The following is a 23,281-nucleotide window of genomic DNA, read 5'->3' as shown; positions in this document are numbered from 1 at the left end:
AGCATCAGAAGTCGTCGTCGAAGCTGACGGTTCCGGTCACGCCGACCTGATAGGCCGAGACGCGGCGCTCGAAGAAGTTGGACAGCTCCTGCACGTCCTGCAGCTCCATGAAGGCAAACGGGTTGCTGCTGCCGTAGCGCGGAGCAATGCCCAGCGCCGCCAGCCGGCGGTCGGCCACGTGCTGCAGGTACTCGCGCATGTCGCCCAGCGACATCCCGGAGACGCCCTGTTCGAGCAGGTCCTCGGCGAACTGCACCTCACACTCGACAGCTTCCTCGAGCATCTCGGTGACCTGTTTCTCCATCTCCGCGTCGAACAGGCCGGGCTCCTCGGCCCGGACCTGGTCGACCACGTCGAAGGCGAACGCCATGTGCATCGACTCGTCGCGGAACACCCAGTTGGTGCCGGACGCGAGACCCTGCAGGACGCCACGGGAGCGCAGGAAGTACACGTACGCGAAGGCCCCGTAGAAGAACAGCCCCTCGATGCAGGCCGCGAAGCAGATCACGTTGAGCAGGAACGCCCGGCGATCCTCGCGGGTTCTCAACGACCGCAGCTCGTGGACCGAGTCGATCCACTTGAAGCAGAACTCCGCCTTCCGGGCGATCGACGGGATGTTCTCGACGGCGGCGAAGGCGGCCGTCCGTTCGGCGAGGTCGGGCACGTACGTGTCGAGCAGGTTCAGATAGAACTGGACGTGCACGGCCTCCTCGAACAGCTGCCGCGACAGATAGAGGCGGCCCTCGGGCGAGTTGACGTGCTGGTAGAGGTTGAGCACGAGATTGTTGGCGACAATGGTGTCCCCGGTGGCGAAGAACGCCACGAGCCGCGACACGAGATGCTGCTCGGCCGGCGACAGCCGCTGAAGGTCGGCGAGGTCGCTGTGCAGGTCGACCTCCTCGACGGTCCAGGTGTTCTTGATGGCGTCCTTGAACCGGTCGAAGAAGTGCGGGTACTTCATCGGCCGCAGGGTCAGGTCCATTCCGGGATCGAGCAGCATTACTGGCAGGCCTCACATGACTCGGGGTTTTCCAGGGAGCAGGCTTCGGCCGCGGTGAGCGCCGGGGCGACGGAGACCGTCGCCTGCTGGATGCGTGTCGCCGGCCGCGAGCGCAGGTAATAGGTGGTCTTCAGCCCGGCCTTCCAGGCGTAGAGGTACATCGACGACAGCTTGCCGATGGTCGGCGCGGCCAGGAACAGGTTCAAGGACTGGGACTGGTCGATGTAGGGCGCGCGGGCGGCGGCCAGCTCGATGAGGGCCTTCTGGGGCAGTTCCCAGGCCGTACGGAACAGCTCGCGCACGTCCGCCGGCAGCTCGCCGATCGCCTGGACCGAGCCCTCGGCCCGCTTGATCTGCTCCCGGATCGCCGCCGTCCACATGCCGCGCGCCTTCAGCTCCCGCACCAGATACGTGTTGATCTGCAGGAACTCGCCGGACATGGTCTCGCGCTTGAACAGGTTCGACACCTGCGGCTCGATGCACTCGTAGCAGCCGGCGATCGACGCGATGGTGGCCGTCGGCGCGATCGCGATCATCAGCGAGTTCCGCAGCCCGTGCTCGGCGATCCGGCCCTTGAGCGCGGCCCACCGCTCGGTCTGGACCGCGGTGGCGCCCCACAACTCGTGATGCAGCTCGCCGCGGGCCGCGCGGGTCTCCGGATAGGCCGGGTGCGGCCCGAACTGCTCGGCCAGGGCCACGCTCGACTCGAGCGCGGTCAGGAAGATCTCCTCCTGGACGCGCGTCGACAGCTCCCGCGCGGCCGGCGAGTCGAACGGCAGGCGCAGCCGGAAGAACGCGTCCTGCAGGCCCATCAGCCCCAGCCCGATCGGCCGCCAGCGCGGGTTCGACCTCTCGGCCTGGGCCGACGGGTAGAAGTTGATGTCGATGACCCGGTCCAGGAACACCACGGCCGTACGCACGGTGTCCCGCAGCTTCGCCCAGTCGACCCCGGAGTCGGTGAGGTGCGCGCCCAGGTTGACCGAGCCGAGGTTGCACACCGCGGTCTCGTCGTCCGAGTTGACCTCGAGGATCTCGGTGCACAGGTTCGACAGGTGGATGGTGTTGCCGGGGGCGCCGGTCTGGTTGGACAGCGCGTTCGAGCGGTCCTTGAACGTCATCCAGCCGTTGCCGGTCTGCGCGAGCGTGCGCATCATCCGCCCGTACAGCTCCCGGGCCTTGACGGTCTTGACCGCCTTCTTCTCGGCGGCCCGGTAGGCGAGATCGAACTCCTCGCCGAACAGGTCGGGCAGTTCCGGCGCGTCCGAGGGATCGACCAGCGACCAGTCGCCGTCGGCTTCGACCCGGCGCATGAACTCGTCCGGGAGCCAGTTGGCCAGGTTCAGATTGTGCGTGCGGCGCGACTCCTCGCCGGTGTTGTCCCGCAGCTCCAGGAACTCCTCGACATCCGGGTGCCACGGCTCGAGATAGACACAGGCCGCGCCCTTGCGCCGGCCGCCCTGGTTGACCGCCGCCACACCCGCGTCGAGCGTCTTGAGGAACGGCACGATGCCGTTCGACTTGCCGTTGGTGCCGCGGATCAGCGCGCCCCGGCCCCGGATCCGGCTCCACGAGATGCCGATCCCACCGGAGAACTTCGACAGCTTGGCCACCTGGTGGTAGCGCTGGTAGATCGAGTCGAGCTCGTCCCGCGGCGAGTCGACCAGGAAGCACGACGACATCTGCGTGTGGCGCGTGCCCGAGTTGAACAGCGTCGGCGAACTCGGCAGGTAGGCGAGGCTCGCCATCAGCCGGTAGAAACCGATGGCCTCCTCGGCCGTTGTGGACAGTCCGCACGCAACGCGCAGCAGCCAGTACTGCGGGGTCTCGACCACCTCCCGCGACATCGGGTGCCGCAGAAGATAGCGGTCGGCCACCGTGCGCAGCCCGAAGTACTCGAAGCGCCGGTCCGCGCCGGCGTCGATCGCCTCGTCCAGCTCGCGGGCGTGGCGGGCCACGAAGGCGGCCGTGTCGTCGCTGATCAGACCCTGCTGGTGGGCGTAGCGGATCGACTGGCTGAAGCCGGCCACACCCTGCAGCCGGACCTCCTCGTCGACGTACGCGGCCAGCAGCCGGGCGGCCAACTTCGAGTACTGCGGCTCCTCGCCGATCAGCTCGGCCGCCGTCTGAATCGAGAGCTTGTCGAGCTCCGCGGTGGTCGCGCCGTCGTACAGCCCGCTGATGGTCTTCGTCGCCACCCGCAGCGGGTCGACCTCATCGAGGTCGCCGGCCCAGCGCTCGACCGCTCTGACGATCTTGTTGACGTCGACCGTTTCCCATTCGCCGTCGCGCTTGCGCACCCGCATCGAGTGCCGGCGTTGTTCCGGCATGACTGTCATCTCCGCGCTCCCTCGCCCTGATGAAGGCACGCGGGGACACGCCGGCGGACGGGCTCGGCCCAGCCCGCATCGTGGCGTCGGCCGTCCCACGCGGCCGTCAACCGCCGCACACCGGTCGGCGTACGGCACGCTGGCAGGTCTTCGGACTCGCGGGCGCCGTGCACGCTCCTACCGGCCGTCGCTTCCCAGGCTCGCACCCAGTGCTGTGTGACGGCTTTCGTTCCCACTCACCGCTGCGGGGCAGTCCCGGACTCACACCGGGTTCCCTCTTGCCTCGGCCACCCCGAAAACGAAGCGGCCGAACCAGCTGCGTGAGACACCATATATGGGCCTGCCCGCCAAGTAGCAACACCAGATGCTGATACCGGGCGTGTCGTTCCGCCTCACGGTAGGGTCGGCCTGTCGTCTGAACTGGACGGAGGCCTCATCGTGCGAGCAGCGCAGATAGCTCAACACGCGGCGGATCTGCCGCGGGCGACCGCGTTCTACCGGGACCTGCTGGGCGCCGAGCCGGTGGCGACCTTCGATCCGCCCGGGCTGGTCTTCTTCGATCTCGACGGGCAGCGGCTGCTGCTCGATCGGGGCGCGCCTTCGGCGCTGCATTACTACCAGGCCCAGGATGTACGGGCTGTGGTCGAGCGGCTGCGCGCGGCGGGCGTGACGGTCGAGTCCGAACCGCACGTCATCTTCGTCCACGAGGACGACCGGCTCGGGCCCGCGGGCAGCGAGGAGGTCCAGGCCTTCCTGCGCGACTCCGAGGGCAACCTGGTCGGCCTGATCGAGCACCGCCGCCGGGAGGCGTGAGATGGATTTCCGGGACGTGTTGCGCGGGCGGCGGATGGTCCGCAACTATCGGGCCGAGGCCGTGCCGGACGAGGTCGTCGAGCGGGTCGTCCGGATGGTGCACCGGGCGCCCAGTGCCGGCTTCGCCCAGGGGCATCGCGTCGCGGTGGTCACCGATCCGGGCCGGCGGGCCGAGCTGGCCGCGGTGGCCGAGCCGTTCTACCTGGAGCACGGCTTCCACCCCTGGATCTCGCAGGCGCCCGTGCAGCTGGCGCTGGGGATCCGTGAGGCGTCGTACCACGAGCGCTACACGGAGAAGGACAAGCTCGAAGCCAGTGCCGGCGAGGAGATCCCGTGGCCGGTGCCGTTCTGGTGGTTCGACGCCGGGGCGCTGCTCACCCTGCTGCAGCTGGCGGCGGCGAACGAGGGCCTGGCCACCGGGTTCTACAGCCCGGCCCCGCCCGAGGAGCTGGCCGCGCTGGCCGGGATCGTGGGCTTCTCGGCGGACGTCGCGCTGACGGGTGTGCTGACGCTGGGGTGGGCGGCCGACGACCCGGCGGTGCCGACGGCGAAGCTGGCGAGCCGGCGCAAGCCGCTCGACGAGATGGTGACGTGGCTGCGGTGAGCCGTCAGGCCCGCGTGATCCGGCCGACCGCGTCGTCCATGCGGAAGTGGCCCAGGTATTCGTCGGGACCGTCGCCGCGGCATCGGTAGGCGTGCCACTGGTCGCCGATGCCGGCGTGCACGTAGCCGATGTAGTCGCCGCCGACGTGGACGCTGTAGCCGCCCATCGTGCTGACCTCCAGGGTCGCGCCGGCGATCACGCGCGTGCTCAGGGGAACTCGGCGCTCCACGGCCCACCTCCGCATGCCTGAGTGTGTGGCTCACGATGCTGACCGTGCCCACCTCGGAAAACAACGGCCGAACGGCTGGATCGGGCCGCCCAGGGGAGGGGGTGCCCGGCGCCTTCCAGGCATATGGGCAGGTTGTGCGTTCACCGCCGCACCCCGCTGGTCGTGGCGCAAGCTGCCCGGCGCCGTTAGGGTGATCGCGTGACCAACCGCATGACCAACTGGTGGCCCGTCTCGTAGGCGGCCCGCCCTTGCTCATGCAATCCGAACGGCCGCCCTGAGGCGGCCGTTCTTGTTTCCACGGAACTGGCTCGCCTCCGGGCGCCGACCCGTGGAAGGACCCTTGATGAACGATCCCTGGACGGCACTGGTCTCCCGCTTGGTGGCCCGGCAGGACCTGAGCGCCGCCGAGACCGCCTGGATCATGCGGCAGGTGAACAGTGGCGACGCGCCGCCCGTGAAGCTGGCCGCCGTTCTGGTCGGACTCAGGGCCAAGGGCGAGACCGCCGCCGAGGTCGAAGGCTTCGTCGATGCGCTCCTGCGCGCCGCCACCCCCGTACGGGTGCCCGGACCGACCCTCGACATCGCCGGCACCGGCGGCGACGGCACCAACGCGGTCAACATCTCCACCATGGCGGCGATCGTCGCCGCCGCCACCGGCGCCACCGTGGTCAAGCACGGCGGCCGCGCCGCCTCCGCCACCAGCGCCGGCTCGGCCGATGTGGTGGAGCGCCTCGGCATCCCGCTGGACCTCCCCGCCGAGGCTCACGCCGCCGTGGCGGTCGAGGCCGGCATCACCTTCCTGTTCGCACCCCAGGTCCACCCCGGCATGCGTCACGCCTCGCCGGTCCGCCGCGACCTCGGCGTACCGACCGTGTTCAACCTGCTCGGCCCCTTGATCAACCCAGCCGGCCCGACCCACCGGCTGGTTGGCGTCGCGGACGCCCGGTTCCTCCCCACCGTCGTCGAGGTCCTCTGCCAACGCCGCGCCACCGCCACGGTCGTCCGCGGCGACGACGGCCTCGACAAAATCAGCACATCGACCACGTCCCAGGCCTGGACCGTGCACAAGGGCGTCGCCCACCACGAGATCATCGACCCTCGCGCACTCGGCATCGCGCCGCCCGCCCCCGGCGCACTCCGCGGCGCCGACGCCGACAGCAACGCCCGCGTCGTGCACGAACTCCTCGCCGGCCGCCCCGGCCCCATCCGCGACGCGGTCCTGCTCAACGCCGCCGCCGCCCTGACAACGACCCCCTCCGGCGCTCCTGTCGCGTCCCGGCTCCCCGCCGCCTTCGCGCAGTGCGCCCAAGCCATCGACACAGGCGCCGCCGCCGACACCCTGACCCGGTGGATCGCCGCCACCCAGGCCCGGCGGCCTCACCGCGCCGCTTGACCGTCCACCGCCCGGCCCGGCGGCGTCACCGCGCCGCTTGACCGCCCACCGCCCGGCCCGGCGGCGTCACCGCGCCGCTTGACCGCCCACCGCCCGGCCCGGCGGCGTCACCGCGCCGCTTGACCGTCCACCGCCCGGCCCGGCGGCGTCACCGCGCCGCCGGGGTGGTCACGAGACGGGGGCCAGGGCGGCGCGGAGCGTCAAACGGTGCTTGCGGCGGATCTCGGCCTCGTGGAAGGCGCGGCGGTCGTCGTCGGTCTGGGGGAGCAGCGGGGGTACGGAGCGCGGCTTGCCGTCGTCGTCGATGGCGACCATGACGAGGTGCGAGGTGGCGACGGTGGTGGGTGGCACGGCCCGGTCCCAGCGGTCCGCGGTCACCTTGACGGCGACCTCCATCGAGCTGCGGCCGGCCCAGGTGATGCGGGCGGCCACGTGGACCACGTCGCCGACGCGTACGGCCTGCAGGAACAGCGTTTCGTCCATGGCGGCGGTCACGGCCGGGCCGTCGGAGTGGCGGGCGGCCACGACACCGGCCACCGAGTCGATGAGGTTGAGGATGCGGCCGCCGTGGACCGTGCCCATCAGGTTGGTGTGGTGCTGGTCCATGATCTGCGACAGGGTCATCTCGGAGGCCGACGGCGGCCGCCCGGTATCGGTCATTTTCGGGTCCTTTGCGGTTGATCTTGATGGTAGCCACGGGCGGCGGCCGGGTCCGTAGGGTGGGGGCGTGCCAGAGGTCGACGCCACACCCGCGCTGCGGGCGGCCGCCCGGTTCGGTCCCTACTTCATCTGGGAGCCGTACGAGGGTGGGGACGGCTGGCGTCCGTACGGCGACCTGCTCGAACCCGACGTGATCGGGGAACGGGTCGAGGTCGCCCGGGACGTGCTGGTGCGGATGGCGAACCTCGACCGGGACGCCATCGAGGAGCGGGTGGTCGCCTCGGTGACATTCCTCGGCCTGGCCTCGCGCCTGCTGTCCCCGGTGCTCGGCGCGGCCGTGGCGGGTGGGGCGCTGCCCGTCGCCGACCCGGCCAAGCTGTGGTGGCGGCCGGTGGCGGGCGGCCCGATCCCGTTCGCGCAGCGCGGTTTGCAGGCCGTGGAGGCCGGCGGCGCGCTGTCGCTGGAACTGGTCGAGCCGCTGCTGGAGGCCTTCCGCCGCAGATTCGCGCTGTCCGGGCGGGTGCTGTGGGGCAACGTCGCGTCCGCGCTGGGCGGAGCCGCCGGCATGATCGCCAACGCCGGCGCCGCGGCTGGACCGGCTCCGGCCGGGCGGGCGGCGGAGATCGTCGCGGCGACGCTCGATCTGCCGCCGCTGCGAGGCATGGCCTCGTGGAAGCGGCCCGGGGTCCTGGCCCGCAACAACTGCTGCCTGTACTACCGGATCCCCGGCGGCGGCATCTGCGGCGACTGCGTCCTGGCCCGGGTACGCGGATGAGGGCAGCGGTCCCGTTTCACGCCGCGCCGGCAGGTGATTGGATGAGGCATGACCTTCGTGATCACTGACGTGCCCGAGAAGGACCGGTTCGAGGCGCGCAACGAGCAGGGCGAGCTCGCGGGTCTGGTCACCTACCAGATCAGCGGCAACATCATCGCCTACACCCACACCGAGGTGGAGCCGGAGTACGAGGGGCACGGCCTCGGCTCGCAGCTGGCCCGCGCGGTCATGGACGACGCCCGGGCCAAGGGTCGTACGGTCGTGCCGATCTGCCCGTTCATCAGCGGCTGGCTGGAGACCCACCACGACTACGACGCCATCCTGGCCAAGCAGGGCCGGCGCGTGAAGTAGTGATCAACTGATGCCCGTCCGTGATTGGCGGAGCGCCCGTAGGCTCGACCGCGATGAAGACGCTATCGAAGGTCGTCGTCGCGCTCACCGCGGCGGTGATCGGCGCCGGCTCGTACGGCACGCCGGCCCACGCGATCGCCAACGGTGAGGACGTCGCCAACGGGCAGTACGAGTTCGCGGTGAAACTCACCGACCTCGGCATCCCCACCGCCGACGGCGGCCGCCGGGACAGCTCGTGCTCCGGTGGCCTGATCTCGCCGCACTGGGTGCTCACGGCCGGTCACTGCTTCAAGGACGCCAGCGGCAAGCGGGTCTCCCGGCCGGTGGCCGAGCGCACGATCGCCACCGTGGGCCGGGCCGACCTGAAGACCAAGGCCGGCCTGAGCGCCAACGTGGTCGAGGTACGCCAGCACGGCAGCGCCGACGTCGCCCTGGCCCGGCTCGACCGGCCGATCACCGGGATCGCCCCGCTCAAGCTGAACCGCGTCAAACCGGCCGGCGGCCAGCGGCTGCGGCTGGTCGGCTTCGGGCTGACCGACGGCGACGCCAAGCAGACCAGCCCCACCCTGCAGACCGGCCAGTTCCGGATCACGAACGTGGACACGGTCGAGCTCGGCATCGCCGGCGTCGCCCCGAGCAAGAGCACCAGCGCCTGCCCGCACGACTCGGGCGGCCCCTACTTCAGCGGCGGCCCGACCGGCCCGGCCACCGTGATCGCCGTGGTCAGCCGCGGCCCGACCTGCCCCCACACCGGCGCCGACACGGCCACCCGGGTCGACGCGGTCGCCCCCTGGATCCTCGGCGTCATCAAGGCCGACCTGCAGCCCACGGCCAGACCGACCACCAAGGCCCCCGCCGCGCAGAAGCCGCCCGGCCGGAGCGCGACCCCTCAGGCCGAGCAGAAGGCGGCGAACGACCTGCCCCCGTACCTGTGGATCGCCGCCGTTCCGGTGGTTCTGCTGATCGGAGCGGCGGCAATCTGGTTGCGGAAACCCCGCCGGGGAAGTCACCGCCGGTAAGCCGGCCGGGAGGAGGGATCCCGGCGCACACGCGTGAAACCGCCGATGAGGGAACTTGTGGTTGGCGGAAAACATTATTCGTCAATCGAATTCGGTCGCCAGGAATCAGCAACGCCTCGGTGCGAAATGGCCGTCCGCGCCGGTGATGCCGGCGATGCGATCGAGCACGTGGGCGGCGTCGCCGGCCCGGGACTCATCGGGCCGGCGAAACGAGAAAAGGTCAGGGCCGGCGCATGGTTGAGCTCTGATTCGCCGGGCCGGTGACGCGGCCCGTCGGGGAGCGAGGGGGGATGGGCGGAGGCTCATCCGGGCACGACTGCTGAAAATTCAGGTATATTCGCCGAGCGTGGTGTTGCGCTTTGCCGTGGTCGCGGCGGCGTTTGTGATCACGGCGGAAGGCCTTTTCTCCCGGCCAATAGTTGCGGCGCTTTGTCGGGTCGCGCATTGCAGTCAATTCGGCGCGGCTGAAGAAAGAGAGTTGCGACATGCCGATATTCTTTCACGCGCCGATATCGGGATGCCAGCAAAGGATCACCGTAAAATCTTTTCGCCGCCGACAATTTATGGCGTCGGGAGGATGCGCCGTCCGGCGATCAGATCGTCGTCCCGGGATCTGTCGGATGGGGCGTGGTCTGTGCTGGACTGGGTGACGTGCAGATGCGTCCTGCGGAGTTGGCGGCCATCCGGGCCGGGGATGTCGATGTGGCGTTCCGGCGGTGGGAGCGGCCCCGGGTCCGCGTCGGTACCCGGATGCGTACCGCGGCCGGGCTGGTCGAGGTCACGTCCGTCGAGCGCGTGCCGGTGCGGGCGCTGACGGCGGCGGACGCGCGCCGGGCCGGGGCGGCTTCGCTGGCGGCGCTGCGGCAGGGGCTGGAGCAGGTGCATCCCGAGCGGCCGGTTTACCGGATCGGGCTGCGCTACGCCGGCGCCGATCCGCGGCAGGCGTTGCGGGAGGAGATACCCGGAGCGGCGGAGATGGACGAGATCGGGGCTTGGCTCGACCGGCTCGACCGGGCCTCGCCGAGCGGGCCGTGGACCCGGGCGACGCTGCTGCTGATCGATGAGCTGCCGGCTACGCGGGCCCCGGATCTGGCCCAGCGGATGGGGCGCGACACCCTCTCGTTCAAGCAGAACGTGCGCAAGCTGAAGGAGCGCGGGCTGACCGAATCGCTGGACATCGGGTATCGGCTCTCGGCGCGTGGCGCCGCGGTCCTGGACCACGAGGGCCATCCCCGGGCGTCCCGCGGCCGGTCTACACCGCAGCCAGGTACCCCGTTGCCGCACCTCGGGGCGGGAGCGACCCGTGCGCTCACCGATCGCGGCGTGGTGCGGCTCGAGCAGGTGGCCGCCCTCAGCGCCGCCGAGGTGCAGGCGCTGCGCGGGGTCGGGCCCTACGCCCTTCGTCTCCTGCGGTCGGCGCTGGACGCGGCCGGGCTAGCCTTCCGCGACGATCCGGGCGCATCCCCACCAAACGGGTCCAAGACGTCAGCCGGGCGGGAGGCGCCGGCCGGGCGGTAGACGCCGACTGGGATGGAGGCGTTGGCCGGGCGGGGGGCGTCGGCCGGGCGGGAGATGTCGGCGGGGCGGGAGGCGTCGGCGGGCGGGGGCGTCGGCTGGGCGGGAGATGTCGGTGATGCCGAAGGCGTCGGCTGAGCGGGGCAGGTCGGCTGGGCGGGAGATGTTGGCGAGGCGGAGGGGGTCGGCTGGGCGGGAGACGTCGGGCGGGCGGGAGATGTCGGTCGGGCCAGGGGTGCCGGCCGGGCCGGGGGCGTCCTGATCAGTTGCTCGCGTCGGGTTGACGCCTGTCTGTGTTGCTGCGCCGGCGGCGGGCGGCCAGCACCGGTGGGAGGGCCAGGGCCAGCGCCACCACGACCCACAGGAAGATGGTCAAGGGGCTGGAGATCAGGGTGGACCAGTCGCCGTCGGAGAGGGCGAGGGCTCGCCGTAGCTGCTGCTCGGCCAGGGGGGCGAGGATCAGGCCGACGATGGCGGGGGCGACGGGGACGCCGGCCTGGCGCATGAGCAGGCCGAGCAGGCCCAGGACCGTCAGGACGAGCAGGTCGGCGATGGTGCCGCCGGTGGCGAAGGCGCCCAGGCAGGCGAAGACCAGGACGCCGGCGTAGATGCCGTAGGCGGGGATGGTCAGCAGGCGGGCCCAGGCGCGGACCAGGGGCAGGTTGAGCACCAGCAGCAGGACGTTGCCGATGTAGAGGCTGGCGATGAGAGCCCACACCAGGTCGCCGGATTCGGTGAACAGCTGGGGGCCGGGCTGCAGGCCGTACGACTGGAAGGCGGTCAGGATGACGGCCGCGGTGGCCGAGGTGGGCAGTCCGATGGTCAGCAGCGGGACCAGGACACCGGCGGCCGCGGCGTTGTTGGCGGCCTCGGGCCCGGCCACGCCCTCGATGGCGCCGTGGCCGAACTCGGCGCGGTGCTTGGAGAGGCGCTTCTCGAGGCTGTAGCTGAGGAACGTGGGCACCTCGGCGCCGCCGGCCGGGAGGCTGCCGATCGGGAAGCCGAGGGCGGTGCCGCGCAGCCAGGCCGGCCAGGAGCGGCGGAAGTCGTCGCGGGACAGGACGGCGGCGCCGCGGACCGGTTCGACACGCGAGGCGCCGGTGCCGGACACCAGGTGCCAAAAGGTCTCGCCGAGCGCGAAGAGCGCGACCACGACGATCACCACGTCGATGCCGTCCAGCAGGGACGGGATGCCGAAAGCGAGGCGGGGCTGGCCGGTCAGGGTGTCGATGCCGGCCAGGCCGATGGCGGCGCCGATGACCAGGCCGGCCGCGCCCTTGAGCAGTGACGGGCCGAGCAGCGCACTGACCGTCACGAAGGCGACGGCCATCAACGCCACGTATTCGGGCGGGCCGAAACCGACCGCGACGTCGGCCACCGCGGGGGCGGCCACGGAGAGCAGGATGGTGCCGATCGTGCCGGCCACGAAGCTGCCGATCGCGGCCGTGGCCAGGGCGGCCGCCGCCCGCCCGGCCCGGGCCATCTTGTTGCCCTCCACGGCGGTGGCGACCGACGAGCTCTCACCGGGCGTGTTCAGCAGGATCGAGGTGGTCGACCCGCCGTACATCCCGCCGTAGTAGATGCCGGCGAACATGATCAGAGCCGCCGCCGGCTCGAGACGGAACGTGACCGGCAGCAGCAGGGCCACGGTGAGCGCCGGGCCGATGCCGGGCAGCACCCCGACCGCGGTGCCGATCGTGACGCCGACCAGCGCCCACAGCAGGTTTCCGGGGGTCAGCGCGTCGGCGAAGCCGGTCAGCAGGTCACCCACGTCAGAACCCCCACGGCCCGGCCGGCAGCGACAGCCCGATCAGGCGGTCGAGGACGAGGAAGACCACCGCGGCCAGGGTCCAGCCGTACGCCACGACACGCCCGGGATGCGGAGCGCCGAGCAGCAACGCCGCCGCCGTGAAGAGGCCGGCCGAGCTCACCACGTACCCCAGCAGTGGCAGCAGAAGGGCGAACGCGATCAGCGTGACCACCATGGCCGTCAGGCGCCAAAGGCCTTTCCCGGAGGTACGCGGAAGCGTGCGCGACGACAGCACGAGCGCCCCACCCAGAAGGCCGAGCAGTACGCCGATCACCGTCGGCGCGGCCGCCGGCCCGACCGGATCGTCCGACCCGCGCAGCCGGGCCGCGTCGACCAGCACCACCACCCCGAGAACGATCATCACCAGCCCGAGCAGCCCGGACGCCGCCGCCTGCGACCGCTCCTCGCCGGCGGCGGTCATGCCAGCCCCATCTTCTTGAGCACGTCCGTCACGGTCTCCCGCTCCTGGTCGATGAACTGCTCGAACTCGGGCCCGGCCAGCGTCGCGTCGCCCCAGCCGCGACGTTGCAGCGTCTCCTGCCACGCCGCGCTCCGCGTCATCCGCAGCAGGAGGTCCTCGAGTTCCTGCTCATCGCCGTCGCTGATGCCCGTCGGCGCCACCACCCCGCGCCAGTTGGCCAGCTCCACGTCGACGCCCTGTTCCTTCAGCGTCGGCACGTCGGGCAGGGCCGGCAACCTTGAAGCGCTGGACACCGCGATCGGCCGTACCGTCCCGGCCTCGATCTGGGCCTCGAGCTCGGAAACCCCGGAGACCCCGGCCGTGGCCCGCCCGGACAGCAGCGTGGCCAAAGCCTCCCCGCCGCCCGAGTGGGCCACGTAGTTGACCTTCCCGGGGTCGGCGCCGATCGCGTCGGCCACGAGACCGGCCAGGATCTGCTCCACGCCGCCGGCCGAGCCGCCCGCGAACGACACCCCGCCCAGGTTCTGCTTCATCCGGGCCACCAGCTCGGGCATCGTCCGCACCGGGGACGAGGCCGGCACCACGATCACCTCGTAGTCGGTGACCAGCCGGATCAGCGGCGTCGTGCGGTCCAGGCCGATCGGCGCGTCGTTGCTCTCGATCGCGCCCAGCATGATCAGGCCCATCACCATCAGCTCGGTCGGCTCGCCGTCGTGCCGGACGAACTGGCTCAGCCCGATCGTCCCGCCGGCCCCGGTGACGTTGTAGACCTCGGTCCGCCCGGACAGGTCGCGCAGCGCCGCCTGCATCTCGCGCGCGGTCTGGTCCCAGCCGCCGCCGGGCGCGGCCGGCGCCATCAGCCGCAGCTGCCGCCCGTCCATGAAGTCGTCGTCGCCGCCGGCCCAGGCCCCGCTGACGACCAGCAGGACAGTGGCCAGGGCGGCCGCGACGTACGGACCCCATCTCCGCATTCCGTCCCCCACGTGTGACGTACGGTTACATCGATGCTCCTAGTTTGTTACAGGAGGCGGCATGGCGCACGTCGTGGTGGTCGGGGGCGGCAACGCCGGGTTCAGCGCGGCCCACGCGGCGGCGGCCCGTGGCCGGGAGGTCGTCCTGCTCGAACGGGGTGAGCCGGGCGAGTCGGGCGGGAACAGTTTCTACACGGCGGGCGCGTTCCGGATCGCCCACGACGGGCTGGCCGATCTGGCCCCGGTGCTCGACCCCGATCCCCGGCACCCGGCGACCGTGCTGCCCGCGTACCCGCCAAGCTCCTTTGTGGACGACCTGCGCAAGGTGACCGCGGGCCGCACCGACCCCGGGCTCTCGGCCGTTCTGGCCGAGGAGAGCGGCGACGGGTTGCGCTGGTTGCACAGCCTCGGCCTGCGATTTCGCCTGATGTACGAGCGGCAGGCGTACGCGGACAGCGAGGGGCGGCACGTCTTCTGGGGCGGCCTGGCCGTGGGCAGCACCGGCGGCGGCAAGGGCTTGATGGCGCAGCACACGCGGGCCGCCGCTTTCGACGTGCGGTACGGGCATCGCTGCACCTCGCTGATCGTCGAGGACGGGCGGGTGACCGGCGTCCGCTGGGCCGGCGGCGAACAGCGGGCCGAGTCGGTCGTCCTCGCCGCCGGCGGTTTCGAGGCCGACCCGGTGTGGCGGCGCGAGCATCTCGGCCCGGGCTGGGAACGGGCGCTCGTCCGCGGCACGCCGCTGAACACCGGGGACATGCTGCGGGCGGCCCTCGACGCGGGCGCGGCCCGGGGCGGCGACTGGGGCTCGTGCCACTCGGTCGCGTGGGACGCCAACGCGGCCGCCACCGGGGACCGGGAGCTGACCAACCGGCTGACCCGGCAGAGCTACCCGCTCGGCATCGTGGTCAACGCCGAGGGCCGGCGGTTCCTCGACGAGGGCGCCGACTTCCGCAACTACACGTACGCCCGCTACGGCGGTGAAATTCTGCGGCAGCCGGGCGGCATCGCCTACCAGATCTTCGACGCTTCCATCCGGCCCATGCTGCGCACCGAGGAGTACGACGCCCCGGGCGCCAGCGTCGTCACCGCCGACAGTGTTTTCGCACTGGCCGAGCTGTTGAAGGCGCCCGAACTGCCGACCACAGTGGACGCTTTCAACGCCGGCATCGACGAGTCGGTGCCCTTCGACCCCTCGGTGAAGGACGGCCGAGCCGCACGCACCACGCCACCGAAGAGCAACTGGGCGCTGCCGATCCGTACGCCGCCGTTCTACGCCTTCCCGGTCACCTGCGGCATCACCTTCACCTTCGGCGGCCTGCGCGCCGACACCTCCGGCCGCGTGCTCCGGCCGGACGGTTCGGCGATCCCCGGCCTGTTCGTCTGCGGCGAGATGCTGGGCGGCCTCTTCAGCGGCAACTACCCGGGCGGCAGCGGCCTGACCGCCGGCACCGTCTTCGGCCGCCGCGCCGGCAATCTCGCTTAGTGCGGTGTCCATGAACGTTCACCGGGTTGGTCACGGTGGTGTTGTGGATCCTCGCCCATAACTCTGGACGAGCGACTCCCCACGAGCGGCGGCCACCGCACTAGCTTCGCCCGGCCTCTGCGATGCTGGGGGCGTGGAGTACGTGTCCAGAGTGCCTCGACCGCCGCTGGACGGGTTGATCGACGACCTTTACTACTTGGAGGGCGTGCCGCCGTACGCCCGGCTGACCCTGCCGCCGGCGCCGGCCGCGTTGCTCATCGTCAACCTCGGGGCGCCGTTCCGCATCCGCGGCGCCACGTACGCCGACGGCTGTGTGATCACCATGCCGACCCGCGCGTACGAGTTCAGCTACCCGCCCCGCACCCGGTCCGTCGGCGTGCATTTCAAATCGTGGGGGCCGGCGCCGTTCCTGCCGATGCCCGCGGCCGAGCTGTGCGACCGGCCGGTGACCCTCGAGCAGGTCTGGGGCCGTTCCGCCGTGGCCGGGCTGCGGGACCGGCTGGCCACGGCGGACGGACCGCACGCGATGCTGACCGTGCTCGAGGAGGAGCTGAGGCGACGGCTGGGTGAGACCGCCGGGCTGGGGCTGGTCCGCCGGGCGAGCAGCGTCATCGCGGCCACCGGCGGGGCGGTGCCGATCGGCGACCTGGCGGTGGCCGCCGGGGTCAGCAGCACCCACCTGGCTCAGCGGTTCAAACAGATCGTCGGCGTCACGCCGAAGCGGCTGGCCCGCACCCACCGCTTCACCGCCCTCGTCTTCGCGATGGACCCGGCCGGGCCGGTCGACTGGGGCGCGCTCGCCGGTGGCGCCGGCTACTTCGACCAGGCGCACTTCGGCCACGAGTTCCGGGCGTTCACCGGGCTCACGCCGACCCGCTACGTCGAGGCCCGGCGGCGCTTCCAGCTCGAACATCCCGGCCACACGTTCGACGGATGGCCGCTGCCGGCCGATTGATTTCTTACAAGAACCGGCGCTCACGACCCGTTAACTTGGGGGCACCGGAAAGCAGAGGGGTGCGTCGTGGGCCAGGTCGTCATATACAGCTCGGTGTCGGTGGACGGTTTCATCGCCGACGAGAAGGACCAGCCCGGGCCGCTGTTCGACTGGTTGACCGGCGGGGACGTCCCGCTGGACGAGAGCGGCGCGCTCAAGGTGTCGCAGGCGTCCTACGACTACACCCGGGCGTACTGGGACCAGATCGGGGTGACCGTGGCCGGCCGCCGCGTGTTCGACATGACGGACGGCTGGGACGGCAAGCCGCCGAGCGGGATCGAGCACGTGGTCGTCGTGACGCACAGGCCGGCGCCCGAGGGCTGGGATCCCCGGGCGCCGTTCCACTTCGTCGGCGGCGTCGAGGCCGCCGTGGCTAAAGCGCAGGAGCTGGCCGGCGACCGCATCGTCGAGATCGCCGCGGGCGACGTCGGTGGCCAGGCCTTGGCGGCGGGCCTGGTCGACGAGGTACGCATGGACGTCGTGCCCGTCGTCCTCGGGTCCGGCAAGCGGTACTTCGGCTCGGTCGATGCGCAGCACCTACTGGAAGATCCGGACTTGGTGATCCAGGGCCGGCGGGTGCTCCACCTGCGCTATCCGGTGCGCCGCTGACGGTCAGCCGTTCGCCGCGGCGCGGACGGCATGGTCCTCGTCGGGGCCCGCACCCCACGCCACGTGCCCGGCGACGGTGCACTCCGCGTACACCCAGAAGTTGTCCTTGTGGACGGAGAGGACCTCGGCCGGCCTGGTCGGCGGCGTCGCGCCCGGGGAGACGTACGTGTCGTGGAAAAGCTCCCACAGCTCGGCCGGGCGTAGCTCGCGGCCCGTGCGATCGGTGACCCGCTGGACGGCGCGGGCGAAGACGGGGCGCATCGCGGCGGGCAGGTCCAGGCCGTGGTGGGCCTGCAGGATGTGCGCGATGCCGCCCTTGCCGGACTGCGAGTTGATCCGGATGACCTCCTCGTAGGTGCGGCCGAGGTCGCCCGGGTCGATCGGCAGGTAGGGGACGTTCCAGGGACCGTCCGCGGTCTGGCGGGCCAGGCCTTTGGCGATGGCGTCCTGGTGGGTGCCGGAGAAGGCCGTGTGGGTGAGGCTTCCGGCGTACGGGTGGCGCGGGTGCAGCGGCAGACGCGTGCAGTGCTCGACCGTGGCGGCCACCGCGTCGATGTCCGAGAAGTCGATCATCGGGTCGACGCCCTGCGCGTAGAGATTGAGGGCCAGGGTGGCCAGGTCGACGTTGCCGGTGCGCTCGCCGTTGCCGAAGACGCAGCCCTCGACGCGCTGGGCCCCGGCCAGGACGGCCAGCTCGGCGCAGGCGACACCGGTGCCGCGGTCGTTGTGCGGGTGCACCGAGAGGATCACCGAGTCGCGGCGGGGCAGGTTCCGGTGCATGTACTCGATCTGGTCGGCGTAGACGTTGGGGGTGGCGACCTCCACGGTGGCCGGCAGGTTCAGCACGACCGGGTTGTCCGGGCTCGCCTCCCACAGCCGGGTCAGGGCGTCGCAGATCTCCAGGATGAAGTCGGGCTCGGTCAGGTTGAAGACCTCGGGCGAGAACTGGAACCGCCGCCCGGGCGCGCGGCGGGCCAGGTGGGTGGCGGCCGCGAGGATCAAGGTCAACAGCTCGGGCCTCGTACGCTGAAGGACCACCTCCCGCCACAGCGGGGCGGTGGCCGTGTAGAGGTGGACCATCGCTCTGTCGATGCCGTCGATGGACTCGACGGTGCGGTCGATGAGCTCGGCCCGCGCCGGTGTGAAGACGACGACCGTGAAGTCGTCGGGGAGCTCGGTGGCGGCCAGGTCCCGGACGAAGTCGAAGTCGTCCCGGCTCGCCGAGGGGTAACCGACCTCGATCTCCTTGTAGCCCATCGCGACGAGCTGGTCGAAGAAGCGGCGCTTGCGGGTCGGGTCCATCGGCTCGGGCAGGGCCTGATTGCCGTCGCGCAGGTCGACGGGCACCCAGAGCGGCGCCCGCGTGATCTGGGCGCCGGGCCAGTCGCGGCTGTCCGGCTGGGGAGGCTCGACGGGTCGGTACCGGTGGTACGGCATGCCGCTGCTCCGTTGCGGATTCCAGTGCATCTCGGTCTCTCCTTGCGGTCGTCCATCGGGGATGACCGGCGCGCGTTGGCACCCGCTGCGGGGAGCCGGCCGTGTCAGGCCCCGCAGCGGCAACCAAGAAGAAGGAACGCCATGCCGCCACGATAGGACTTGTCAGGTTGTATGACAAGTTAGGCTTCAGGAATGAATCCGGTCAGCCCGTCGCCGCTGGTGTCGCAGGTGGCGGAGAGAGTGCGCGACCGGATCACCTCCGGCGAGTGGGGAGTGGGCACCAAGCTGCCCGGGGAGCACAAGCTGGCGCTGCTGCTGGGCGTGAGCCGCCCGACGCTGCGCGAGGCCATGCGGATCCTGGCCGGGGCCGGCCTGGTCGAGTCGCGGCAGGGGGCCGGGGTCTTCGTCGTGGCGGCCGAGCCGCGTGTCGCGTGGGCCGTCCAGCTGCGCCGGGCCAAGATCACCGACGTGTACGAGGCGCGGGTCGCCCTCGAGGTGGAAGCCGCCCGGCTGGCCGCCGGGCGCCGCACCGACGACGACCTGGCCGCCCTGGACGCCGCCATGGCACGCCGGGTGGTGGCGGCCGGTGCGGACGACGCCACGTTCGTGGACGCCGACATCGCGCTGCACGCCGCGGTGGTCGACGCCGCCCACAACCCCGTCCTGCGAAACCTGTTCGCCGAGTTCGTACCCGTGCTGCGGGCGGCCCTGATCGACCTGGTGCAGCTGCTGGGCCTGCGCGTGCAGCGCCCCAACCCGGGCGAGGACACCCACGCCGCCCTGGTGGCCGCCGTCCGCCGGCAGGATCCCGAGGCCGCCGAGCGGACCCTGCGCCGGGAGCTGCAGAATACACTTGCCCTGATTCGACGGGAGGGAAGCGGGTAGTCGGCGCGCCATGCACGACTACCTGACCGCGCACCGCGCGGAGTTCACCGAGCAACTGGTCGAATGGTTGCGGGTGCCGTCCGTGGCCGGCGTTCCCGACCACGAGATCGACGTCCTACGCTCGGCCAACTGGCTCGCCGGCGCGCTGAGGCAGGCCGGGTTTCCGACGGTCGAGGTCTGGGACGCCGACGGGGCGCCCGCCGTCTACGCCGAGTGGTGCGCCGCGCCCGAGGCGCCGACCGTGCTCGTCTACAGCCACCACGACGTGCGGGCGGCCAAGGACGAGGAGTGGAAGGAGACCGCGCCCTTCGAGCCGATCGTGCGCGACGGCTACGTCTACGGGCGGGGCGCCTCCGACGCGAAGGGGCAGGCTCTGGCCCACGTGTGGGCGGTGCGGGCCCTCGGCACCCCGCCGGTCACCATCAAGATGTTGGTCGAGGGTGAGGAGGAGACCGGCTCGGCCGGCCTGTCCGACCTGATCGAGAACAATCGCGAGCGCCTCGCGGCCGACCTGGTCGTCTTCTCGGACACGCTGCTGTGGCATCGGGAGCATCCGGCCGTCTGCACGAGCATGCGCGGCATGATCCTGGCCCAGCTGGAGGTACGGGGCCCGTTGCGCGACATGCACAGCGGCGCCGTGTCCGGGCCCGCGCCGAACCCGGTCGTCGAGCTCGGCCGGCTGCTCGGCGCCCTGCACGACGACAAGGGCCGGATCACCCTGCCCGGCTTCTACGACGACGTGGCCGAGCCGACCCAGCGCCGCCGGGCCGAACTGGCCGCCCTGCCCTACTCGGACGAGGACTGGCTGGAACGCTCGCAGACCCGCACCATCGGCGGCGAGGCCGGCTGGACCGTGCTCGAACGCTTGTGGCTGCGCCCGCAGGCCGAGGTCATCGCCATCATCGGCGGCGACCCGGTCGGCCCGTCCCGCGGCGCCGTGCCGTCACAGGCCGAGGCCATGCTCAGCATCCGCATCGTGCCCGACCAGACCCCCGAAGCCGTCGGCGACCAGCTACGCCGCTGGGTCGCGGAGAATCTCAGCGACCGCGTCGACTACGAGCTCACCGTCTCCGAGGAGACCGGCCAGAAGCCGTACGCGACCCCACCCGACCACCCCGCGGTGACCGCCCTGGCCGCCGCGATGGAGGACGGCTTCGGCGCCCCCGCCGGCCGGATGGGCAACGCCGGCGGCGGCCCGGCCGAACTGCTGGCCCGCCTCATCGACGCCCCCGTGGTCTATTTCGGCACCGGCCTGCCGGAGGACCGCTGGCACGACAGCGACGAGCGCGCCTCCATCGACGTGCTCCTCTCGGGCGCGTCCACCCTGGCGTCGTTCTGGCCCCGCCTGGCCGGGCTGCGCCCGGAGGAGTTCAAGTAGCCGCGCTCATTCCCACTCTTCGGCGGCCGTAGGCGGCTATCACGGCGGTCTTCGGGCAGGCGGGCGGCTGTCACGGCGGTCTTCGGGCAGGCGGGCGGCTGTCACGGCGGTCTTCGGGCAGGCGAGCGGCTATCACGGCGGCTTTCGGCGCGGCGGACGGCTGTCACGGCAGCAGCTCCGCGCAGAGGCTCACCCGCAGATAGGCGTCCGCCCACGCCTCGGCCGCGTCGTCGCCGGGATCCGGCGCCAGCCGTGCCGCCAGCACGGCCAGGTCCGCTCCCGCCCGCCGCAGCCCGACGGCCTCCAGGCGCTTACCCGCGTCGCGCAGCCGCCCGGTCATCGGCGACGGCAGGTGCAACAGTCCGCGATGGGCCACCTCGGCCAGCAACCCGTGCGCCTCGGTCACGGCCAGCCCGAGCGGATCGGTGACGTCGCCGGGCCGGTCCCGCGGATCCGGCGCACGCCCGGCCTCGGCCAGGTCCGGCACGACCACGCCGTCGTCCGTCGCGAACCCGATCGGGTCGATTATTAGCCCGCTCCCGCCTCTTCCGCTCCTACCGCTCCCGCCGCCGCCCGCGCCGCTTGCGTTCCCGCCGCCGCCCGCGCCGCTTGCGTTCCCGCCGCCGCCCGCGCCGCTTGCGTTCCCGCCGCCTCTGGCCGGGCCGCTCCCGTTGCCGCCCGTGCCGCCCGTGCCGCCCGTGCCGCCCGTGCCGCCCGTGCCGCCCGTGCTCCCGCCGCGCCCGACCACGCCGCGCCGCACGCTGCCGGCCACGAACCGGGCGCCGCCCTCGAGCGCCGCCACCACCGCGTCCAACCGTCCCGGTGCGCACGCGGCGTGGGTGGCCGTCACGGTCGCCAACACCCCGGCCGCGTCGGCGATCTCCGCGTCGACCCGTTGCGCTCCCGGCGCGTACGTCACGGATCTGACCTCGGCGATCGGCACCACCCGGACCAGCTCCGCCTCGATCCGGGCCCGGACCGGCCGCGGCGGCAGCGCCGCCAGCTCCGCCGACAGACCCGCCAGGTCCGGCACGAGCAGTGACCGCGGCAGGTGCTGCCAAGCGTCCCGCGTCGTCATCGCCTCCGTCCGGCTCAGCCGCCGCGTCCCCAGCCGCACCTGCCGGCTCGCACTCCGCGCCGCCGACTCGGTGATCACCGCCCCGGCCGCCAGCGCCCCCACGCTCACCCCGGCCACCCGCCGCTTCCCGAGCGCCGGCCCAGCCTCATCGGTCGCGTACTGCCGCCGCAACACCAGCACGGCCGAGCTGTCGGCATGGGCGAGAAAGACCTCGACCGTACGCTCGTCACCCGCCGCCGAGACGCGGGCCCCGAGACCGTCCAGCCGCGCCCGCCGCAGCGGCGTCTCCGACGCCTCGTCCGTCCCGAGCACCCGCGACGCCAGCGAACTCCCGCCCCGCGTCACACTGCGGTGCCGCGCGAACAGCTCGGCCACATGGTCGGCCAGCGCCTCCGGCCGATAACGGGCACTGCGTTCCCGGTACGCCTCGAGCTGCCCGACCAGATCCTCGACCGCCAGCAGCGGCCACCGCATCCGCCCCGCCTCGAGCTCCGCCCGTACGGTCGCCACCTCACCACCCATCCCCACCCCGAGATGAACCGCCCCCTCCCGCACCACCGTCGCGGCCAGCCCGACCGCCCGCCCGAGCCCTTGCGACCCCGCCCCCGGCGCCCCACCCACCTGCACCTGAACATCGGCCTCGCCCGGCGCCCGCTCATCCGCCACCCGAAACGCCCACACGGCCAGCGCGAGCACGTCATCCCGGCTCCCGGCCACGGCGTCACTACGGGCAAACCCCAGATCGTGCGGTACGAGAAACCGCACGCTCGCCGTCGGAAGCTCCACCATGGGCACCGGATCCGCGGCCCGCCCCCGATGGACCCGCGCCACATACCCGGCCCGGAACACCCGCCGCGCCGCCGTCATCATGCGCGCCCCGACCCGCGCCAGCAGCTGCTCATCGGTGAAGTTCCCGGGCGACCACCGCCCCGCAACGCCTGTCGCGCCTTCCGCGCTGGCCCCGCTAGCTGCGCCCGCATCTGCCGCGCTGGCCCCGCTGGCCGCGTGTGCCCCCGTCGCGCTGGCCCCGCTGGCATCCGCCGCGCTGGCCCCGGCCGCGTTTGCCGCGCCGACCCCGCCGGCGGTGCCTGCTCCCGTCGCGCTGGCCCCGCTGGCCGTGCCTGCCCCCGCCGCGCCACCGCGAGGGGCGCGGTTCTCCTCGGCGGACTGCTCGGAGGCCGGATCGGCTTCTCCGGCATCGCCTTGCGGGCTTGCCGCGTCGCCGGGCGAGTCCTCTGCTTGTTCGGCGCCCGGCCATCGCTGGTAGGCCAGCACCAGACCGAGGACGTGCCGGCAGACGCCGGGTGCGCCGCACGAGCAGGAGCCGGCGTCGAGCCCGCCCGGCGGCAGGTCGGTGGCCGCGCCGTCGGGGAAGACCGCGTGGACCGCCCCGTCGGCGTCCTCCGACAGCTTCGGCGCTTCGCGTTCCAGCTCGCGCGCGGCCCGCTTGACCAGCCCCCGGTTGGTCAGCTCGGCCAGCGTCTCCGGTGTCAGCGCCCGCAGATCAGCGCGCACAGCAACCTCCC

The 23,281-nt window shown here is 72.2% G+C and carries 21 protein-coding genes and 1 riboswitch; of the genes, 12 read left to right on the top strand and 9 right to left on the bottom strand.

The features are described from left to right. Nucleotides 1-4: 4 nt before the first annotated feature. Together AB0J66_RS43530 and AB0J66_RS43525 are read right to left on the bottom strand one after the other, a co-directional pair. Entirely contained in the window at nt 5-1,000 is a 996-nt protein-coding gene (locus tag AB0J66_RS43530; protein ID WP_364673533.1) for a ribonucleotide-diphosphate reductase subunit beta, read from the bottom strand. After that, nucleotides 1,000-3,336: a ribonucleoside-diphosphate reductase subunit alpha gene (locus tag AB0J66_RS43525; RefSeq protein WP_364673531.1), complete on the bottom strand. Its 2,337-nt coding sequence runs from the start codon at nt 3,334-3,336 to the stop codon at nt 1,000-1,002. The genes AB0J66_RS43530 and AB0J66_RS43525 overlap by 1 nt, the downstream gene beginning before the upstream one ends. 114 nt (nt 3,337-3,450) lie before the next feature. Then, nucleotides 3,451-3,659, bottom strand: a riboswitch (cobalamin riboswitch). A gap of 106 nt (nt 3,660-3,765) precedes the next feature. Between AB0J66_RS43525 and AB0J66_RS43520 the strand changes: the two genes are divergently transcribed. Beyond that, on the top strand, nt 3,766-4,140 hold the full coding sequence (locus tag AB0J66_RS43520; protein ID WP_364673529.1) for a VOC family protein: 375 nt from the start codon (nt 3,766-3,768) through the stop codon (nt 4,138-4,140). 1 nt (nt 4,141) lies between these two features. Next, nucleotides 4,142-4,744, top strand: a complete 603-nt coding sequence (locus AB0J66_RS43515) for a nitroreductase family protein (protein ID WP_364673527.1) — start codon at nt 4,142-4,144, stop codon at nt 4,742-4,744. Between the two features lie 4 nt (nt 4,745-4,748). Here AB0J66_RS43515 and AB0J66_RS43510 read toward each other — a convergent pair whose 3' ends face one another. Next, complete coding sequence (locus tag AB0J66_RS43510; protein WP_364673526.1) at nt 4,749-4,973, bottom strand: hypothetical protein; 225 nt, start codon at nt 4,971-4,973, stop codon at nt 4,749-4,751. 343 nt (nt 4,974-5,316) lie between these two features. On the opposite strand from AB0J66_RS43510, the gene trpD reads away from it, so the two are divergent. Further along, a complete protein-coding gene (gene trpD / locus AB0J66_RS43505; protein WP_364673525.1) occupies nt 5,317-6,366 on the top strand; it encodes an anthranilate phosphoribosyltransferase in 1,050 nt (349 codons plus the stop codon). Between the two features lie 168 nt (nt 6,367-6,534). Here the strand turns inward: trpD and AB0J66_RS43500 are convergent, their stop codons facing one another. After that, nucleotides 6,535-7,026 (bottom strand): acyl-CoA thioesterase, encoded by a 492-nt coding sequence (locus AB0J66_RS43500; RefSeq protein ID WP_364673523.1) that lies wholly within the window; start codon nt 7,024-7,026, stop codon nt 6,535-6,537. A 67-nt stretch (nt 7,027-7,093) separates the two neighbouring features. On the opposite strand from AB0J66_RS43500, the gene AB0J66_RS43495 reads away from it, so the two are divergent. The 4 genes from AB0J66_RS43495 (at nt 7,094) to AB0J66_RS43480 (ending at nt 10,689) form a co-directional block, all read left to right on the top strand. Then, nucleotides 7,094-7,801, top strand: coding sequence for a (2Fe-2S)-binding protein (locus tag AB0J66_RS43495; RefSeq protein WP_364673522.1), 708 nt, complete (start codon nt 7,094-7,096; stop codon nt 7,799-7,801). A 48-nt stretch (nt 7,802-7,849) separates the two neighbouring features. Then, nucleotides 7,850-8,152 (top strand): GNAT family N-acetyltransferase, encoded by a 303-nt coding sequence (locus AB0J66_RS43490; RefSeq protein WP_364673520.1) that lies wholly within the window; start codon nt 7,850-7,852, stop codon nt 8,150-8,152. A gap of 53 nt (nt 8,153-8,205) precedes the next feature. After that, a complete protein-coding gene (locus AB0J66_RS43485) occupies nt 8,206-9,171 on the top strand; it encodes a trypsin-like serine protease (RefSeq protein ID WP_364673518.1) in 966 nt (321 codons plus the stop codon). A 657-nt stretch (nt 9,172-9,828) separates the two neighbouring features. Beyond that, the gene (locus AB0J66_RS43480) at nt 9,829-10,689 is read left to right on the top strand and encodes a hypothetical protein (protein WP_364673609.1); all 861 of its coding nucleotides are present in this window, start codon (nt 9,829-9,831) and stop codon (nt 10,687-10,689) included. A 259-nt stretch (nt 10,690-10,948) separates the two neighbouring features. Here the strand turns inward: AB0J66_RS43480 and AB0J66_RS43475 are convergent, their stop codons facing one another. Genes AB0J66_RS43475 through AB0J66_RS43465 form a run of 3 tightly spaced genes read right to left on the bottom strand, consistent with a single transcriptional unit; the run spans nt 10,949 to nt 13,888 of the window. Continuing rightward, a complete protein-coding gene (locus tag AB0J66_RS43475; protein ID WP_364673517.1) occupies nt 10,949-12,457 on the bottom strand; it encodes a tripartite tricarboxylate transporter permease in 1,509 nt (502 codons plus the stop codon). A gap of 1 nt (nt 12,458) precedes the next feature. Next, nucleotides 12,459-12,917 carry a tripartite tricarboxylate transporter TctB family protein gene (locus tag AB0J66_RS43470; protein ID WP_364673516.1) on the bottom strand — a complete coding sequence of 153 codons (459 nt, stop codon included), beginning with the start codon at nt 12,915-12,917 and terminating at the stop codon, nt 12,459-12,461. Further along, nucleotides 12,914-13,888, bottom strand: coding sequence for a tripartite tricarboxylate transporter substrate-binding protein (locus AB0J66_RS43465; RefSeq protein ID WP_364673514.1), 975 nt, complete (start codon nt 13,886-13,888; stop codon nt 12,914-12,916). Before AB0J66_RS43465 ends, AB0J66_RS43470 begins: the two co-directional genes overlap by 4 nt. 61 nt (nt 13,889-13,949) lie before the next feature. Here AB0J66_RS43465 and tcuA point away from each other — a divergent pair, with 61 nt between their 5' ends. The 3 genes from tcuA (at nt 13,950) to AB0J66_RS43450 (ending at nt 16,977) form a co-directional block, all read left to right on the top strand. Next, on the top strand, nt 13,950-15,374 hold the full coding sequence (gene tcuA / locus AB0J66_RS43460; RefSeq protein ID WP_364673512.1) for an FAD-dependent tricarballylate dehydrogenase TcuA: 1,425 nt from the start codon (nt 13,950-13,952) through the stop codon (nt 15,372-15,374). A gap of 151 nt (nt 15,375-15,525) precedes the next feature. Then, a complete protein-coding gene (locus AB0J66_RS43455) occupies nt 15,526-16,329 on the top strand; it encodes a helix-turn-helix domain-containing protein (protein WP_364673511.1) in 804 nt (267 codons plus the stop codon). A gap of 66 nt (nt 16,330-16,395) precedes the next feature. Beyond that, entirely contained in the window at nt 16,396-16,977 is a 582-nt protein-coding gene (locus tag AB0J66_RS43450) for a dihydrofolate reductase family protein (protein ID WP_364673509.1), read from the top strand. Between the two features lie 3 nt (nt 16,978-16,980). Here the strand turns inward: AB0J66_RS43450 and AB0J66_RS43445 are convergent, their stop codons facing one another. After that, entirely contained in the window at nt 16,981-18,414 is a 1,434-nt protein-coding gene (locus AB0J66_RS43445) for a 2-isopropylmalate synthase (protein ID WP_364673507.1), read from the bottom strand. Between the two features lie 192 nt (nt 18,415-18,606). On the opposite strand from AB0J66_RS43445, the gene AB0J66_RS43440 reads away from it, so the two are divergent. Further along, complete coding sequence (locus AB0J66_RS43440) at nt 18,607-19,299, top strand: FadR/GntR family transcriptional regulator (protein WP_364673505.1); 693 nt, start codon at nt 18,607-18,609, stop codon at nt 19,297-19,299. Between the two features lie 10 nt (nt 19,300-19,309). Then, on the top strand, nt 19,310-20,677 hold the full coding sequence (locus tag AB0J66_RS43435) for a M20/M25/M40 family metallo-hydrolase (RefSeq protein WP_364673504.1): 1,368 nt from the start codon (nt 19,310-19,312) through the stop codon (nt 20,675-20,677). A gap of 163 nt (nt 20,678-20,840) precedes the next feature. Here AB0J66_RS43435 and AB0J66_RS43430 read toward each other — a convergent pair whose 3' ends face one another. Next, nucleotides 20,841-23,270, bottom strand: coding sequence for a hypothetical protein (locus AB0J66_RS43430; protein ID WP_364673503.1), 2,430 nt, complete (start codon nt 23,268-23,270; stop codon nt 20,841-20,843). Nucleotides 23,271-23,281 lie beyond the last annotated feature (11 nt).

It is taken from the genome of Actinoplanes sp. NPDC049598, assembly GCF_040675435.1.
Taxonomy (GTDB): domain Bacteria; phylum Actinomycetota; class Actinomycetes; order Mycobacteriales; family Micromonosporaceae; genus Actinoplanes.
This window is presented reverse-complemented; position numbering and strand designations above follow the sequence as displayed.